Source organism: Mycobacterium sp. NGS51, assembly GCF_059812525.1.
In genome coordinates this window covers 1-16,897 of sequence record NZ_JCALCV010000034.1, presented here as the reverse complement: position 1 = coordinate 16,897, position 16,897 = coordinate 1, and the positions used below count along the sequence as shown (strand labels likewise).

Sequence of the window (16,897 nt, the reverse complement as noted above, 5' to 3'; positions counted from 1 at the left end):
GTAGACCCGCGACCACGACGGCGCACGTCAACGCGCTGCCGGATGAGATCTGTGCTGCCGCAGCAAACTGACCCGGTGCGCCAACCACGTTGTAATTCTCGGTGGTGTGCTCCAAGAACCGCTCCACGATCCTGATCCGAGCCTCGATTGTGTCGTGGCCCAGCTTGCGGCACAGTTTGCTGCTTGCGCCATCCGTCGAGCATTTCCTGCACCGTCCGCGCCTCGATGTGCAGCAGCGGAACTGACCCAACAACATAGACGCGACCGCTCTTATCGACTGGCAAATCATCGGCCTCCGAACCGGTTTCATCTGACGAATCTTTGAATCACCGCATGAATCAATATCTCATACCGGCAGGTAAGCGCGTCAACCTTCGAACCCATGTTGTGGCGGATCGGCAGGACCCAGACACTCCGCGTCTATCGGAATCACCACCCGTATGCCTAAAAGCTCCGCCCAGCAGCCAATTTCGTGATCGACGATGATGCGCCTACGAACCCATCAATGGGTTAGGTCTGTGCTGATTCATCTCATGAAAACGGCAAGCGTATTTAATGGATATTAGCAATTATCCATCAATAACACCGCATATCGCCTCGGATGAATCACCGCCCACCTATCCCATTGATGGGTTCATTAACGCGTCTTCGATCACGAAACATACTACTAGGCCTCGGACTGCTTACTTGCGACCAAAACATCTGGGGCCACAACGATTTGCGTCAGTAACCGACCCCGATCCGTGAGCCGATACATCGCCAGCTGGGCCTGCCGACGCGAGGTCGCCATGCCGGCAACCTTGAGCTGCCGCAGATGATGCGACACCAGCCTCTGCGAGTGCCCAGCGAGCCAAGCCACATCGCGCACACACAACTCGTTACCGCGCAGCAGCGCCGTGGCGATGGTCAACCGCGTCGGATCACCCAATGCCCGCGCACCCACTGCAGCCGACTCGATCCGATCCGCACCGGGTAACGACGATCGGATCTTCTCCGCATGAGGTAGATCCAGACACAGAAGGTCACAGGTATCAACCACCGGCTTCCCCATATCCACATACTAACGTATGTGGATATGGCGTTACGACGCACACCGTTGCAGCCACCACGCAGCGCATTTATCTCGACATCGACGGCCAAGAAGTCGCCGTCTGTGGCACCGCCCTCGCTCATCAACGCCGACCGGTCACCCCAAGGGCGCCGACGACCTACGCTCAGCGTGGTCCGACGCCGAGATAAATACTCTCAAATCAGGCTAAGCTCATAATCCCCCAGCGGCCGGACACGGCGGCTTAAGCCACCGGTTTCGACCACGGTACTTCGACCGCCCATAAGCGCGCCCGGCACACCTGGACCCGGCCGAGATCGGCGCCAAGATGTCGCAATACCTTAGGTGGTCGAGGTGCACAACCTCGCTATGCAGCACCGTTTCGATGCGGGCGCGGAGCGTGCGAGAGCGGGCGTCGTCAGCGACGAGCACGTGCGCCGACAGCGACGGCTGACCGGAGGTGACCTGCCAAATGTGCAGGTTCGGGCTTGAGCACACCACCTTGCAGGTCGACCAGGCTCTCGGCGATGGACAGGCCCGCGACGAGCACTGCAGCGAATCGCACGGGCCGGTGCACCGCCCCTGATCGGTGGACCATGCCAGGCGCCCCGTCGCAGCGCGCGCCCGCCTAACTGGTAGAACGGCGTCACCTCGGCGACGACGGTTCACCGTCGAACACGTCGCCGTATCCGAGCGTGGTCGCGGTAGGGCGCGGCTTGGCGGTCACTGCGGTTGATCAGCGGCACCAAGAGGTTTAGCCCGACCGATTGGGTGGCCGGTGAATGTGCTGGCTGAGCTGATCGGGTGAGGTGAACGCTACCCCTGACGGCAAGCTCGGCGTCGTTGATCGTCGTGCCATACCCACGCAAGGTGAGCGCCGACACGACAGAAACCGCCATCCTGGCACGATTGGAGCTTCATTCCGGCGCGCGCAGCATGAATCCGACGCCACGCACGTTGTGGATCATACGGTCTCGGCCAACGTTGATCTTTTTTCGAAGATAGGAGATATACAAGTCGACGATGCTGGCGCCTCCCGCGAAGTCGTAATTCCAGACTCGGTCCAGAATCTCGGCACGAGTCAGCGCTCGGCGCGGATTGCGCATCAGGAAGCGCAGCAGTTCGAACTCGGTCGACGTCAGCGACATCGGCGTGCCGCCGCGAGTGACCTCTCGACTGGCCCCGTTAAGGGTGAGGTCGCCGACGCTAAGGATTTCATCGGCCGGCGCCAGATGGTTGGAGCGGCGAAGCAGATCGCGCAGCCGGGCCATCAGTGCTTCCAGGCTGAACGGTTTGCTCATGTAGTCGTCGGCGCCCGCGGTCACCCCAGTGGCCCGGTCCATCACCGAATCCTGTGCGGTGAGAAACAAGATGGGGGTATAGGCGTCCGATTCACGGGCCCGCTGCAGGATTTGCAGCCCGTCCATGCCTGGAAGCAGGATGTCGAGCACCAGCACGTCGGGGCCGACCTTGTCGAACTTGGCGAGGGCCTCCCGACTATTGTGCGCGACGTCGACAACCCAGCCTTCATAGTGCAGCGCCATCTTGACCAGATTGGTCAACGCGGGTTCGTCGTCGACCAGCAAAACCCGGATCGGCGATCCATCAGCACGGCTGATGCCGAGCAGCTGCCCTGCCGCCATGTTCCTACATTCTCCCTAGGGCACACTGGGTTGTCACCGTTTCGTGGCGTCATAAATTCCGCTGGCCGTTGAACCCGCACCGGCCTGCACCGGGCGTAGTAGATACGAGTTTGGTAGGTATGTATTCCGGCAGACCGGTCAGTATGCGTTTCACTTCAGATATCGCGCTGCATAGCCGTTGGGCGACGCCCACCCCAGTGCCGCCGCAGGCGCGTACCAGGCTTACCCCGTTGAAATCATCACCGCAGCGGCGCAAGGCCCGCCCGTGCCATGGGCTGCCGCACAGCCCCCTGCCTGACCTGCGGTCGGGCCAGACGGCTAAGTCGACCCACATCGGGCTGGGCCCTCCACGACCGTGGGCGCAGCGGATCAGGTGATCCCGGCGGGGTTACCCGTCTGAGGCCGGGCAGGTCTATGTTCGTGCGCCGATCCACAGGGCGGCAGCGATGACAGCGACCATTCCGATAATCCACATCGCCATGCCTTCTGGCGCCGGGCCGAAGTTGCCGAGGCCGTAGCCACCGTAATTGGGGGTGTTGTCGCCGGCGGCCTTGCGTACGTAGGCGATGATGTCGCGCTTGGTCTCTGGCGATAGTTGGCGGTCGGAAAACTTAGGCATGTTTTGCGGGCCGGTCAGCATGGCGGTGTAAATCTGCGCCGGTTCGGCTGCTCCGATGTCAGGAGCGTACTTACCCGACGATAACGCGCCACCCTTGCCGACAAAGTTGTGGCAGGACGCACAATTGAGCCGAAACAAGTCACCGCCGCGGGCGACGTCGTCGCCGAGCAGCGACTGCTGCGCGACGCTGCCGTCGGGGTTGCGGATCACTGTCGGGCCCCCGCCGCTAGCTTGCACATAGGCACCCAGGGCATCGACCTGCGCCGCGTCGAAGATCGGCTCCTTGCGCGGTGCCTGCGCCTCGCCGCGCGCCGCCGGCATGCGGCCGGTGGACACCTGGAAGTAGACCGCGGCCTCACCGACGCCGATCAGGCTGGGCCCGCGGTCGGCCACGCCCTGCAGATTGGCGCCGTGGCAGGTGATGCACGACGTGTCGAACAGCTGCTTGCCCTGTCGCAACAGCGCCGATTGTGACTCATCGGCGACCGCCAGTTGCGGCGAGGGCGTCAGCAACGCAGCCATAGCGCCAGAGGCGGTCAAACCGATCACCAGTAGCAGCGCAGAGCTGAGGCGCCGACGCAGCCGCCGGCGAGAGCGGTCGGTGACTGCCAGCCGCGTACACCGCAGCCAGCGCTGCGGATTGTTCATGGGGTTCGTCTTACCACGGGTCGTCCAACCTACTCAGTTGGCGGCTAGAAGTGATGATGCATCGGCGGACCACCAGCGAGGTGATGCCCCGAAACGGCGCTAGCCCGGCTCCCCCGCGCAACGAACAAACTGGATAATCGCTGCACAAAAAAGCGCGCGCCGCACTGTATTTCGTTGGCGCAGATGTCTGGGTCACCCACAGGTCCTTCCGCCGCCATTTGAAGTGAGCCGGTTGCTGAGCCCATGCTACGGCCCCACTCTGAACAATAGCCGCCGGGTTCGCCGGTATTGACGTGTCACTGCCGGCGACGCGCGTGCGGACTAAGGTGCGCAGCCCGCCGGGCACGCGAACCAACCAGGGCGTGCACGGTGTAGGTCGGGGGGATGTCCTTGGCGCCTCAATCGATCCCAGTACAGAGCCTTGTAACCAAACGCGTTGCGCAGCAATGGCGCAAACGGCGGAATCGGGCCAACGCAAACACTCCGAGCGAATTCGGGTCCGCGGCTGACCACCTCAACGCATGTTGTGCCGGCGTCCTCGCCGCTGATGGACATCCTCGATGGCGCACCCAATGACCCGTGGATCCAGGGCGTCGAGCACGGCCATGTCTATGTCAGCCCGATGGCCGACCCGGCTACCGACCTCATGGCCGAATGTCTTACATGGTCGTGATGAAACCCCGAACCCGGCCGTCCGTCAAACCCGACAGCGCTGACGAACAGCGCGGCCGTGACGAAGGTCAGCAAACCCTGCCATCAGATACGTCTGTACCGCCGTCACGTCGGGAATCGGTCGATAAAACCACTCAACAGCCGCAAACTTCATCGGGCGCGCCCACCGGGTGCAGCTATCGTTATTCGGGCTCGGTGAGGGGCGCCGACTGTTCGTCGTCGGTGCGGCGCGAGCGGCGGCGCCGGCGGATGACGATTGCTGCGGCGGCCAAAAGGACGGCGGTGATCGCGGCGATGATGAGGGCGGTCGGCGAGTGCAAGGCGTGGGCTGCGGCCCGCCAGTTCGCGCCGATGCCGTAGCCAATCGCGGCCAGCGCCGCGGTCCAGGGCAGACAGCCCAGCAGGGTGTAGACGCCGAAGCGGACCGGGCGCATGTCGGCGAGCCCGGCCGGCAGTGAGATGAAGGTGCGGATGACCGGCAGCAGGCGCCCGAAAAACACCGATGCGGCACCGTGTCGGGTAAACCATTGCTGCGCTCGGTCGAGGTGGGCCTCGTTTAACCACCAGTGGTGGCCCCAGCGGCGCAGCGCGGCACGCCCGCCGTAGCGGCCCGCGGCCCAGCCCAGGTAGCTGCCGACCAGGTTGCCGCCGGTGCCGGCCGCGATCACCAGCGCGAGGTCCATATGCACGCCGGCCACGGCGCCGCCGGCCAGCGCCCCACCGAGCAGCATGGTGGCCTCGGAGGCAATCGGAATGCCGGCCGACTCGGCCACCATCAGCACGAAGATCGCGACAAGCCCAAAGCTGACGATGAACTGCTGCATGAAATGCTCTTTCTACGCGAACACATACGGTCGCGCTACGTGAGCTGTTCGCCGGACCTCGACAAAGTAATGCCTGACGGCCGCGGCGGCCCCGACCACGGCGGACATATGTTGATATTGCAATGATTCTATGTTAACGTGAACTGTCGATGGGTTGAACGTGCCCTACCGGGCAGAACAGGAGGAAGGTTAACAATGCTGCATGGGCTATTGGGCAAGGCGGGCGCTGCGGTGTTCACCGGGCTGGTCGGGGTGAGCGCGTACGAGGTGTTGAAGAAGGCAGTGGGGAAGGCTCCGTTTCGCCGGGCTGCGGTAGCAACGACCGAGTTGGGCTTGCGCGGGACTCGGCGCGCTGAGGTGGTGGCGGAGTCGGCGCGGTTGAAGGCGTCCGATGTGGTCGCCGAGGCCCGTGAACGTATCGGTGAAGAGGCGCCTCCGCCGGCCGCGGCCGACGTCCACGACCACGACCACTGATCGGTTGATATGACTGTTGTCAACGGTCCTGCGCCGGGGGTTGTTTCGGATGCGGCTGGGCGGATGCGGGTTGTGGTTCCGTGGGTTTGTTCGAATTCGCGTCGCGCCGTGGCGGTGGAAGAGTCGGTCGGCAAGCAACACGGTGTGCGGGCGGTGCACGCCTATCCCCACACCGGATCTGTCGTGGTGTGGTATTCGCCCAAGCGCGCCGACCGCGCCTCGCTGCTTGCGGCGATCTCTGCAGCCGAACGTGTGGCCGACGAGCTGATCCCCGCGCGTACGCCGCGCTCGGCCGATGTTCGTAACACCGATGTGCTACGCATGGTGATCGGCGGCGCGGCGCTGGCGTTGCTCGGGATCCGCCGCTACGGCTTCGGGCGCCCGCCGCTGCTGAGCCCGACCGGCCAGCTGGTGGCAACCGGCGTGACCATCTTCACCGGGTATCCGTTCCTGCGCGGTGCGCTGCGCTCGCTGCGGTCCGGTCGCGCCGGCACCGATGCGTTGGTCGCCGCGGCGACGGTGGCCAGCCTGGTGCTGCGCGAGAACGTGGTCGCGCTGACCGTGCTGTGGCTACTCAACATCGGTGAGTATCTGCAGGATCTGACCGTGCGGCGCACCCGGCGGGCCATCTCCGAGCTGCTGCGCGGCACCGCCGACACCGCGTGGATTCGCCTGGACGACGGCACCGAGGTGCAGGTGCCCGTCGATACGGTGGAGATCGGCGACGAGGTGATCGTGCATGATCATGTGGCGATACCGGTCGACGGCGAGGTCATCGATGGCGAGGCGATTGTCGATCAGTCCGCCATCACCGGGGAAAACCTACCGGTCAGCATCATCGTCGGGTCGGCGGTGCACGCCGGCTCGGTGGTGGTGCGAGGGCGGCTGGTGGTGCGCGCCAGCGCCGTGGGGAATGGAACTGTAATCGGCCGGATCATTACTCGCGTCGAGGAGGCTCAGCTCGATCGGGCACCAATTCAGACCGTCGGGGAGAATTTCTCCCGCCGTTTCGTGCCTGCCTCGTTCATCTTGTCCGCGCTCACCTTGGTGCTTACCGGCGATGTTCGGCGCGCGATGACCATGTTGTTGATCGCCTGCCCGTGTGCGGTGGGATTGTCTACGCCCACGGCGATCAGCGCGGCGATCGGCAACGGGGCGCGCCGCGGCATCCTGATCAAGGGCGGTTCGCACCTCGAGCGGGCGGGCCGGGTGGACGCGATGGTGTTCGACAAGACCGGCACGCTCACGGTGGGGCGCCCGGTGGTCACGAATATCGTTGCGTTACACAAGGACTGGCAGCCCGAAGAGGTGCTGGCCTATGCGGCCAGCTCGGAAATCCATTCTCGTCACCCGCTGGCCGAGGCGGTGATCCGCTCGACCGAGGAACGCCGCATCAGCATTCCGCCGCATGAGCAATGCGAGGTGCTGGTGGGGTTGGGGATGCGCACTTGGGCCGACGGGCGGATCCTGCTACTGGGCAGCCCGTCGCTGCTGCGCGCCGAGAAGGTCCGGGTGTCGAAGAAAGCCATGGAATGGGTCGACACGCTGCGCAAGCAGGCCGAAACGCCGCTGTTGCTCGCGGTAGACGGCAAGCTGGTGGGGGTGATCAGTCTGCGTGATGAAGTCCGGCCCGAAGCGGCTGAAGTCCTGAACAAGCTGCGCAGCAACGGGATACGCCGGATTGTCATGCTCACCGGCGATCATGCCGATACCGCCGCAGCGGTCGCCGGCGAACTCGGCATCGACGAATGGCGCGCCGAGGTCCTGCCCGACGACAAGCTCGAAGTGGTGCGCGCGCTGCAAGACGAGGGATACGTCGTCGGGATGGTCGGCGACGGGGTCAACGACGCCCCGGCGCTGGCCACCGCCGATATCGGGATCGCGATGGGCTTGGCCGGAACCGATGTGGCCGTCGAGACCGCCGATGTCGCATTGGCCAACGACAACCTGCAACGCCTGCTCGACGTGCCTGACCTGGGTGCCCGCGCCGTGCAGGTCATCCGCCAGAACTATGGCATGTCGATCGCGGTCAACGCCACTGGGCTGCTCATCGGCGCCGGCGGCGCACTGTCGCCCGTGCTCGCCGCGGTCCTGCACAACGCGTCCTCGGTAGCGGTGGCCACCAACAGCTCCCGGCTGATCCGCTACCGTCTCACCTGACACCGCGGACAAATATTAGGCTGTGACTATATCGTTCGGGCGACAGGGCAGTACGGGCTGGCGGTAGAGCAGCTGCGTCGATGATGAGGTGCTCGAGCATCGAATAGTCGGGCGGACGATCGCGGGGTAGGTCACCGCGACAATCCGCTTCCCGCGGCCCCGGCCAGCCCCGTCATCCAGGTGCGGACGCGGTCGATCCTGACGGGCTCAGCGCCGCGAGGACTCGGATCGGTCGGCCAGGCGATGAGCCCCAGTCGGGTAATCGAGTCCATTGCCTGTTCAGCGACGCTCAGTCCCGTGTCTTCGCTGCGTGGCCTACGCGCTGGTGCGCTCGGCGCGGGCCGCGACGGCGATCTTCGCGACAGGCCTTCGACGCGAGCGGATTGCACAGTCTGTCGGCCGGGAACCGAGCATCCTCCACGGCTTCGGTGAAGCCGTGGACACCGGGGTGAGCCCGGCGACGGTGCTCGCGCCATCGCGATGGCTGCGCGCTGGGCTTCGCCGCGCGGTCGCTGAGCAGGCGAAGAGCCAGCCAGGCGAAGCCGACCCTGTCGACCGTCCATATGATCAATTGTGCGGGGGAAGAAGTCAGCCCCGAGGTGACACAGGTCATCGGCAGGAAAGCTAGGGCAGATGATGGCGCCGTACGGGTCGGTCGGCCGCTGCGGTGTCTCGGTGTCGAAGTTGCCGTAGCCCGGGCTGGACGACAGGTGACCGAACGATGGGAGCAGCGCCATGACCGCACCCATGATCACCACGAACGCAGCGGCGCCGGCCGGGTGGCAGTCAGTCCAATTACTCAGGCGCGCTGCCAGTTTGCGGCCTAAACCAGATCGCGGCGAGCAGGATCACCGCCATGTTCGGGCACAGACCGGCACGTTCCTTCATGGTTTCCGGACGCCCGATCGCCGGCGGATTGGCCGGGTACTTGAAGAACGGCGGCCGGGTACAGAACCAAAACATCCCGCCCGCCACCAGCAGCGCCAGGTTGCGCGGCGCGATCTTGCCCGCCTGGCGTAAGGCCAGGAAGTAAATTACCGCGAACAGCGCGTGCCTGGCCGCGCCGAACACGATCACAGCGAAGCCCAGGCCGGTGTTGGCCTGCTCGCTGCGGGTGGACAGGTCGGGCCGGCCAATGTCGTTAACGGCAAGTCCGGGGTCTTGTCCAGCGCCATCCGGGCGGCCTCAGGACCGGATTCGTAGTTGATGGCGCGGCCGATGATCGGTTCGGCCAGGACCGGGCGAACACGACCGCCGCAAATCCGCCGAGCGCACCTAGGACGCCTTTGCCAATGATCCGTTTTTCCATTGCCGTTGAATGCCCGAGCCGGATGGTGAGCGTGCGCCGGACGTGCGAGATCAGCGCTGAGGTCAGGAAGGCGGGCGATCAGCGTTGGCTGGTCGGCGCAGTCGTGCGGCTAGGACGTGTGCTCATGGGTCGAAACTCACTGGCGGTTCTCGTTCGGTCGGCCGGTGGGCTGCTCACTGTCACCGGACTGATTGATGTTTTCCTGGTGTTCGCGCAGGGCGCTGATTGCCCGGTGCTCCCGGGCATGTGCGGACTCCGCGAGAGCCTGACGCTCAGACACCGCATCCGGCGATAAGAAGCTGCCGCTACCAGGCGAGCCGGCCAGGCCCAGTTTGTTTATCTGCTTGGGAACCGGGGCGCCCTGGTATGTCAACGCAACAGGGTGACCGTCATCGACCGGACCCAGCGGCTGGTGAAGCTCGATGTAGGCGCCGTGCGGCAGCCGTTTAATGATGCCAGTTTCGACGCCGTGCTCGAGCACCTCGCGGTCACCGCGCTGCAATCCGATACACCACCGGTAAGTGACGAAGAACACGATGGGCGGCAACACCACCATCCCGATGCGCCCGATCCACGTCGTCGCGTTGAGCGAAACATGGAACTTCAGCGCAATGATGTCGTTCATGCCGCTTAAGGTCAGCACCATGTAGAACGCGATCGCCATCGCCCCGATCGCGGTGCGCACCGGGGTGTCCCGCGGCCGCTGCAGCAAGTTGTGGTGGGCGTAGTCACCGGTCAGCCTTCTTTCGAGGAACGGCCAGGCGGTCAGCAGCACGAAAACCACACCCATAATCACCGCGACGGCGAAGGCCGCAGGCACCGTGTGTCCCCAGAAATAGAACTCCCACGCCGGCCACAACCGGGCCAGTCCCTCGGTCCACATCAGGTAGAAGTCCGGTTGCGAACCCGCCGAAACCTCGAATGGCTTGTAGGGCCCCAGGTTCCAGATCGGGTTGATCTGCAGCAGCCCGCCCATCAGCCCGAGGACGGCGACGGTCGCTGCAAAGAACGCGCCGGACTTGACAGCGAACACCGGCATGACGCGAACGCCGACCACGTTCTTCTCGCTGCGGCCAGGCCCGGGAAACTGGGTGTGCTTCTGAAACCACACCAACGCCAAGTGCACCCCGATCAACGCCGCAAAGATCGCCGGAAATATCAGGATGTGGATGGTGTACATGCGCGGAATGATGATGTCGCCGGCGAAGTCGCCGCTGAACAGCGCCCAGTGCAGCCAGCTGCCGATCACCGGCACGCTCATGGTGATCGACGACAGCGCAATCCTCAGCCCGGTACCCGACAGCAGGTCGTCGGGCAACGAATAGCCGAAGTACCCCTCGAACATGGCCAAGATCAGCAGCAGCGAGCCGATCACCCAGTTGGCCTCCCGGGGCTTCCGGAACGCGCCGGTGAAAAAGATGCGCGCCAGGTGCACCATGATCGCCGCGGCGAACATCAGCGCCGCCCAGTGGTGGACCTGGCGCACGAACAGCCCGCCGCGCACCTCGAAGCTGATATCCAGCGCGCTTTCATACGCCCGTGACATCTCCACGCCGCGCAGCGGCTGGTACACCCCGTCATAGCTGACCTCGGCCATCGACGGGTCGAAAAACAGCGTCAAGTAGACACCCGTAATCAACAGCACAATGAAGCTGTACAGGGCGATCTCACCGAGCAGGAACGACCAGTGGGTCGGAAACACCTTATTCAGCTGACGTCGCACCGCGGCCGAGGGGTGGTAGCGCTCATCGATCGCTTCGCCTTGACGAACAACGACCTCGCTAAGTTTGACAGTCACAACTCGACTCGTCTCATCCCTTAACTGTGGACGCGGCCACACCTAAACGCCGCGATGCGTCCTTATGCCTAGCAAGCCCAAACCCGCGCGATGGTCTCAGCGTCACGGCGCAGTGCGTCGCAGTTGGGCGCCGGTTGACCGTCGGCCGCGCGACGCATTCATAATCTTCGGCGTTGCACCTCGGCCATCGGCCGGTCGCCACCGCGGGGTCACAGGACCGGTTCCTCCCCGCGAGATCGACCGGGACCCGACCCGACCGCCACTCGACCACGACTCTAGACGTTGGACGCCACGCCCGCGTGTTGGCGTCTCTGGGTCGGCCCCGCCAACGATGACGGGCGTGTCTGGCATGGTCCGTCACCGGTCAGGGGCGGTGCGCCGGCCCGTGCGATTCGCTGCAGTGCTCGTCGCGGGTCGGTCCATCGGCGAGAGCCTGGTCGACCTGCAAGGTGGTGTGCCCAAGCCCGAACTCGTCATGCAGCACCGTTTCGATGCGGGCGCGGATCGTGCCAGAGCCGGCACCGTCAGCGACGAGCACGTGCGCCGACAGCGACGGCTGACCGGAGGTGATCTGCCAAATGTGCAGGTCGTGCACCTCGACCACCTGGGGTACCGCGACGATCCTGGCGCCGATCTCGGCCGGATCCAGGTGTGCCGGGGCGGCCTCTAGGAAGATCCGGCCCGACTCGCGGACCAGTCCCCACCCGGCCTTGGCCATCAACCCTGCCACCACCAGTGCGGCGATCGCGTCAGCGCGGGTAAAGCCAGTTGCCCACACCACCACACCGGCGATGGCGGTGCCGATGAACGCATACAGATCGTTGAGGATGTGCTGAAAGGCGCCATGGACGTTCAAGCTGGTGCGGTTCGCTCGGCTGATCGACCAGGTGGCGGCAATGTTCACCACGATCCCGGCCAGTGCAGTGAACACCACCAGCGGCCCGGAAACCTCCGGCGGGGCGATCAGCCGGCGCACTCCCTCGTAGAGGAACCACACCGTCAGCAGCAGCAGGGTGATCCCGTTGGCCTGCGCGGAGAGGATCTCGACCCGCTTAAACCCGTAGGTGTAGCGGCCCTGCGCCGGACGGCGTGCCAGCCGGATCGCGATCAGCGCCAACACGATCGACGCCGCGTCGGTAAGCATGTGGCCGGCATCGGAAATCAACGCCAACGAGTTCGCCACCAGACCGATGACTACCTCGACGGCCATGAAGGCCACAATCAGGCCCAGCGCGATCGCCAGCCAGTTGCGGTCCGCGTCCGCCGACATCCCGTGACCGTGGTCGTGCCGCTGGGGCCCGGAGTCTTGAGACGTGTGTGTGGCCGGCGTCGTCGTAGCGCCGGCTGAAGCCTCAGTAGTGCCCGCCATGGTGACCACCCTAGTAGCGTCACCGCTGAACAAACCGCTCAAAAAGCCGCCCCGGCGGGGAGGTTCGACGTACATCGCCGGCGGCGGCTGGGGTTGCTGCTGGGCGGAGTAAAACATGGCTTCGGCCTCGGCAAGCTGCTCAACCTCCCTCAGATCCAAGAAGATGCCGCCGCAGCCGGTGCGCTGATCGATCATCACCCCAAATCGCTGCACCGGCAGCATCTGCGACACACACCACGGGCACAGCAGCGTCGACGACGACGTCTCCGTTGATCCGCCCTTGTCGTCCACGTCTCGACGCCTCCTCAGCCCGGCTTCCCACAGTCTAGCAATATAATGCAGAAATGTGAATATATGAATATGATTGCTCGTTTTGGCTTCGTCCTTCGCCCGCGAGGCCGCCCAAGAACAGGTCTAGGTGCGGACACGGCGAGCCCTATTCCCCGTGTGCCGTTGGTGGTCGACGATGACATCATTTACCCACCGGTGTGACAAACGTGTGCGGTGGGTCAGACCCCAGAGATTCAGGTTGTGGGCTTAGCTTCTTGCGCGATTCGGAAGCATTGGACGTCCGACACCTGGTAGGTCGCCGCTAGAATCGGCCACCATGGCACGCTACGGGCCGCCAGACCACGGCGGCGATGATGAGACCATGCGTCTGAACACCGGCAAGAATGGAAAGCAACCCCCGCCCGCCCCGTGGTATCGCAAGCCGGTGGTGCTGTTGGGCATCGTCATCGCGATCCTGTTCGCGCTGATCATTTGGGGTCTAGTCGCGCTGTTCACCGGCAACCGCGGCGGTGCCCCTTCCATAACGACGAGCACGACGCCGGCAACGACCACCGCAACGACAGCGCCGACGAGCACCACTACGTCGGGCGGGCTGCACCTGCCGACGCTGCCATCGGAGATCACGCTGCCGACGCTGCCATCGGTAATTACGCTGCCGTCGCTGCCGTAACCGCGGGGTCGCATGGGAGGTGTCCTCCGGCGGTGCTTATTGATGGAAAGCGCACATCGGCCAGCTACACCGATGCTTCACGACGACACCATCGACGTCGACTTGAGGGCCGTTGCGCCACTTATCCGACGGTACTGGGGTGAGACGTAAGGCAGAACCAATGCGCAGCACAGTAGCAACATGTACCTCACGCTGTGACCATGTGCTGGTACTGCCCCCGGAACTTGGCAGACATTCTCGACCCAGTGTCTCGATCGACCCGGCGCTTCCCGCATCCAAACTCTCAACTACCCGAGCGCCTGTTGGTTACAGGACGCGATGCGCTCCTCGAACTCCGTGTTCCGGCGCAAGATCACGGACCCGAGATAGAAGAACAACAACGGCGGCTTGGGGAAAGTCGGCTTGAATATGCCCAACACCGCCGTCCCGGTGGTCGTGGCTGCCACCCAGATAGCAAGGGAAGACGGTGCGTGCCATGGCGCGCCTTGCGCCGCCGATCGCGATGAAGCAACCGCGTCGCGCCGTCGGTGACAGTTATTTGTGGGCGATTTACAGCCCGGGGATCCCCGGGATCCCGAAGCCGCCGCGGCCTTTGCCGCCCGGAAGGCCCGGGATTCCGATGCCTCCGCCGTCGCGGTCTCCGCCGCCGCGGACCCTGCCGCCGCCGCGACCCCTGTCGCCGCCGCCCCGCGGTGCGATCGGTGGCCCCTGCACGGGAGGGCTGAAGATCTGCGGCAGTTGCGGAATGACGGGCGGCACGGCCGGTGCCGGTGGGGCCGCGGGCACTGGAGCAGGGGCTGCAGGCGCTGCGGGCGGCGCCGCAGGGACAGCGGCCGCGGGCACCGGAGCAGGGGCTGCAGGGGCCGCCGGGGCCGGAGCAGGGGCTGCAGGGGCCGCCGGGGCCGGAGCAGGGGCTGCAGGGGCCGCCGGGACCGGAGCGGGAGCCGCGGTAGGTGCCGTGGGTGCAACCAGGTTCTGGCCCGGATTGGGTCGCGCACCGGGGGTCGGGCGGATACTGATCGCTAGTGCAATCACCAAGGCCGCCACCCCGACGATGAAGACTGCCACCACCGCGCCGCCGATCAGCCAGAATGGCCGGCGACTAGGCTCGGGAGGCTCGGCGGCGACGTCGGCCAATGCGCCAGTCCGGAAGCCTGTGTCGTCTGCTAGGGCGCTGTAAGCGAGGGCTTCGCCGCCCTGTTCGCCTGCGGCAAGTTCGGGAACATTGAAATATCCAGCCACAAGGTATGGGTTCACCTCACCGGTGCCGGGATCTTGCGCGTAGGCCAGGGCAGCCGTTGACGAGGAGAACAACGGCGCACTCGCGGACGCTAGCGCGGCACCACGGGCCAGCGCTGTCTGCGGCTCCTCAGGTGCGCTCACCGCAAGCGGCGTCGCTGCTTCCAATGCAGGTTTGATCATCGGGATGTCAATACCGGAGCCGACGACGAACACGGCGTCCGGGTGGGCTGGCAGCGCCTGGGCACCGGCGACCATTTCCGCCAGTTGGGCCACCGCCTCGTCGTCGTCGTCGGGCAGGGATTGTCGGTGCACATCAGCGATCGACCCGTCGGCGGTGTCGACAACCGCCAGAGTTGCGGTATCCGGCTCGACGAACAGCAGAGCGGTATGGGCGTAATTGGTAGCGTTGCCGACTGCCTGGGTCAGTGCGGCCGCGGCCAGAAACGCCGAGACCAGCATGACGTTCTCGATCTTGTGGGCAGCCAACGTGTCGCGCAGTGCGGCGGCCGCGACAGGGTCGGTCCAGCTCACCCCGGTCGATGTCAACCGGTAGCCGCCCTCAGCGGCGCCTTGCCGGGTCCCCAGGATCGCCGAGACCACCTGATCGGGTGCCCTGAGAGGCCGGTCCCGATCAGCAGCGACGTCGAAATTGTCCTCATCGACGGTGACACCGTCGGCGTGTTGGCCTTCAACTAACACCACGTCGACCGTCGTCGGTGCCATCGACACACCAAGTACGGCTTCCACAACTCCTCCAAAGTTCTTGCCGGATCGGCTATTGTCCTCTGCGGCCCCCCGAACGCCGTCATCGCACGTTCTGCTAGCGTCGGCGCGAGCCGGCCTCCCGACGTCGGGGTCTCGAACCGACCCGGATTACTGCCGTAGGCACTCGCTGGCAGGTCAACCCCAGGCCGACGCGGCACCCCTACCGCCATACCGGTGGGCGACCTAGAACTCAGGCGAAGCGCTGAAACCGGGAGCGGGGTGCCCGGACCACCGCGGCCATGCGGCCGTGGCCACGGCCGCAGCGATCGCCACCCCTGGTAGCAACCGGCGGCCCCGTCTCCGGCAGCGCCGACAACTGCGCGAAGGCGCCAAAACGAGTGGGACCGCAAGGCCGGTGGCCATCGCCCCGTGCCCGTGTGCGCCGGCGCACTGCGGCGTTGCGGGCTCCGCTCCGGTCCTGCGGTCAGTGGTGTCCGCCACGATATCCCCCGTGACGGCCACCGTAATAGCCCTCGCCGAACAACCCGCCCAGAAAGCCTCTCGGGCGGGGAGGTTCGACATACGTCGGCTGCGCCGGGTACTGCTGCTGCGGCGGGTAGGCGCCCGGCGGCGGCTGCTGGGGTTGTTGTGGGGCGGCGTAAAACTTGGCCTCGGCCTCGGAGAGCTGCTCGAGCTCGCCGCGGTCAAGGAAAATGCCGCCGCAGCCGGTGCACTGATCGATCGTCACCCCAAACCGCTGCACCGGCAGCATCTGCGACGCACACCGCGGACACAGCAGCGGCGACTCTCTGGTCTCCGTTGATCCGCCCTTTTCTTCCACATGGCCTCCTCGGCAGGTAGCGGCGATCGCTTCCCAGGCTAACAAACGATGGACGAATGCGCATGTATGAATGTAACGGTTGGTTCGGGGGCGACCGGATGGGGCTGGTCAGCGGGGAGCAGCGTTCGCGGGCACCGGTGAAGATGTCGCGCGAGCCGCGGCGTTACGCCGACGGGCATGCACCAGGCTGGCGGCCGCGACGGCCAGGCAGGCGGCGGCAGGCAGGATCAGCGCATGGTCGCCGAACCGGCCACCGATCACCGCCCCAACGGCGCCGCCGGCCAGGAACAGCACCACCGTGGTGGTCAGGACGGTGGCCTTCCACGCGTCGACCCCGTGGCGCCGGCCGCGGCCCAGCATGAACCCGAGGTCGGTCATGGTGCCGGTGAAGTGTGTGGTGCGGATCGCCATCCCGCGGAAATTCGACGTCATTCCATTTTGCAGCCCGCACGCGGCGGCGGCCAGCAGCACCTTGAGCCCAGCGAGTCCCGCGGCGGTCGCCGCGAGCAGCAGCACAGCTTCGCCGAGCAGCACTGCGGCGTGGCGCGGGCCGGTGTTGGTCCGCGTGCCGCCCAACGTCAGGC

Annotated in this window: 15 protein-coding genes and 1 pseudogene; 4 read left to right on the top strand and 12 right to left on the bottom strand. The window is 65.3% G+C overall.

Annotated elements, in window-relative coordinates; all coding sequences use genetic code 11:
- Nucleotides 1-667 precede the first annotated feature (667 nt).
- The 3 genes from AC5Y5W_RS24690 to qcrC all read right to left on the bottom strand — a co-directional run bounded on the left by AC5Y5W_RS24690 (nt 668) and on the right by qcrC (nt 3,958).
- The gene (locus tag AC5Y5W_RS24690; RefSeq protein ID WP_500013985.1) at nt 668-1,051 is read right to left on the bottom strand and encodes an ArsR/SmtB family transcription factor; all 384 of its coding nucleotides are present in this window, start codon (nt 1,049-1,051) and stop codon (nt 668-670) included.
- 914 nt (nt 1,052-1,965) lie between these two features.
- Nucleotides 1,966-2,691, bottom strand: coding sequence for a response regulator transcription factor (locus AC5Y5W_RS24685; RefSeq protein ID WP_500013987.1), 726 nt, complete (start codon nt 2,689-2,691; stop codon nt 1,966-1,968).
- 412 nt (nt 2,692-3,103) lie between these two features.
- Complete coding sequence (gene qcrC, locus AC5Y5W_RS24680) at nt 3,104-3,958, bottom strand: cytochrome bc1 complex diheme cytochrome c subunit (RefSeq protein ID WP_500022651.1); 855 nt, start codon at nt 3,956-3,958, stop codon at nt 3,104-3,106.
- Between the two features lie 547 nt (nt 3,959-4,505).
- Between qcrC and AC5Y5W_RS24675 the strand changes: the two genes are divergently transcribed.
- A complete protein-coding gene (locus AC5Y5W_RS24675; protein WP_500013991.1) occupies nt 4,506-4,631 on the top strand; it encodes a hypothetical protein in 126 nt (41 codons plus the stop codon).
- A 181-nt stretch (nt 4,632-4,812) separates the two neighbouring features.
- Here AC5Y5W_RS24675 and AC5Y5W_RS24670 read toward each other — a convergent pair whose 3' ends face one another.
- The gene (locus tag AC5Y5W_RS24670; RefSeq protein ID WP_500013993.1) at nt 4,813-5,454 is read right to left on the bottom strand and encodes a DedA family protein; all 642 of its coding nucleotides are present in this window, start codon (nt 5,452-5,454) and stop codon (nt 4,813-4,815) included.
- A gap of 195 nt (nt 5,455-5,649) precedes the next feature.
- Between AC5Y5W_RS24670 and AC5Y5W_RS24665 the strand changes: the two genes are divergently transcribed.
- The gene (locus tag AC5Y5W_RS24665) at nt 5,650-5,928 is read left to right on the top strand and encodes a DUF1490 family protein (protein WP_065499258.1); all 279 of its coding nucleotides are present in this window, start codon (nt 5,650-5,652) and stop codon (nt 5,926-5,928) included.
- 9 nt (nt 5,929-5,937) lie between these two features.
- Nucleotides 5,938-8,088, top strand: a complete 2,151-nt coding sequence (ctpC, locus tag AC5Y5W_RS24660; protein ID WP_500013995.1) for a manganese-exporting P-type ATPase CtpC — start codon at nt 5,938-5,940, stop codon at nt 8,086-8,088.
- Between the two features lie 795 nt (nt 8,089-8,883).
- On the opposite strand, the gene AC5Y5W_RS24655 is transcribed toward ctpC, so the two are convergent.
- From AC5Y5W_RS24655 to AC5Y5W_RS24640, 4 genes and pseudogenes are all read right to left on the bottom strand, one after another.
- Nucleotides 8,884-9,165, bottom strand: coding sequence for a CbtA family protein (locus AC5Y5W_RS24655; protein ID WP_500013997.1), 282 nt, complete (start codon nt 9,163-9,165; stop codon nt 8,884-8,886).
- Between the two features lie 368 nt (nt 9,166-9,533).
- Complete coding sequence (gene qcrB / locus AC5Y5W_RS24650) at nt 9,534-11,195, bottom strand: cytochrome bc1 complex cytochrome b subunit (RefSeq protein ID WP_500013999.1); 1,662 nt, start codon at nt 11,193-11,195, stop codon at nt 9,534-9,536.
- Nucleotides 11,196-11,559: 364 nt separating this feature from the next.
- Entirely contained in the window at nt 11,560-12,465 is a 906-nt protein-coding gene (locus tag AC5Y5W_RS24645; protein ID WP_500014009.1) for a cation diffusion facilitator family transporter, read from the bottom strand.
- Between the two features lie 237 nt (nt 12,466-12,702).
- Nucleotides 12,703-12,795: pseudogene (locus AC5Y5W_RS24640) on the bottom strand (TFIIB-type zinc ribbon-containing protein); the annotation flags it as partial.
- A 376-nt stretch (nt 12,796-13,171) separates the two neighbouring features.
- Here AC5Y5W_RS24640 and AC5Y5W_RS24635 point away from each other — a divergent pair.
- Nucleotides 13,172-13,525: a hypothetical protein gene (locus AC5Y5W_RS24635; RefSeq protein WP_500014001.1), complete on the top strand. Its 354-nt coding sequence runs from the start codon at nt 13,172-13,174 to the stop codon at nt 13,523-13,525.
- Between the two features lie 287 nt (nt 13,526-13,812).
- On the opposite strand, the gene AC5Y5W_RS24630 is transcribed toward AC5Y5W_RS24635, so the two are convergent.
- From AC5Y5W_RS24630 to AC5Y5W_RS24615, 4 genes are all read right to left on the bottom strand, one after another.
- The gene (locus AC5Y5W_RS24630) at nt 13,813-13,971 is read right to left on the bottom strand and encodes a hypothetical protein (protein WP_500014003.1); all 159 of its coding nucleotides are present in this window, start codon (nt 13,969-13,971) and stop codon (nt 13,813-13,815) included.
- Nucleotides 13,972-14,074: 103 nt separating this feature from the next.
- Nucleotides 14,075-15,514: a DUF7159 family protein gene (locus AC5Y5W_RS24625; RefSeq protein WP_500014005.1), complete on the bottom strand. Its 1,440-nt coding sequence runs from the start codon at nt 15,512-15,514 to the stop codon at nt 14,075-14,077.
- Between the two features lie 442 nt (nt 15,515-15,956).
- The gene (locus AC5Y5W_RS24620; RefSeq protein ID WP_500022652.1) at nt 15,957-16,271 is read right to left on the bottom strand and encodes a TFIIB-type zinc ribbon-containing protein; all 315 of its coding nucleotides are present in this window, start codon (nt 16,269-16,271) and stop codon (nt 15,957-15,959) included.
- 150 nt (nt 16,272-16,421) lie between these two features.
- A partial coding sequence (locus tag AC5Y5W_RS24615; RefSeq protein ID WP_500014163.1) for a DUF1275 family protein occupies nt 16,422-16,897 on the bottom strand: 476 nt, incomplete at its 5' end.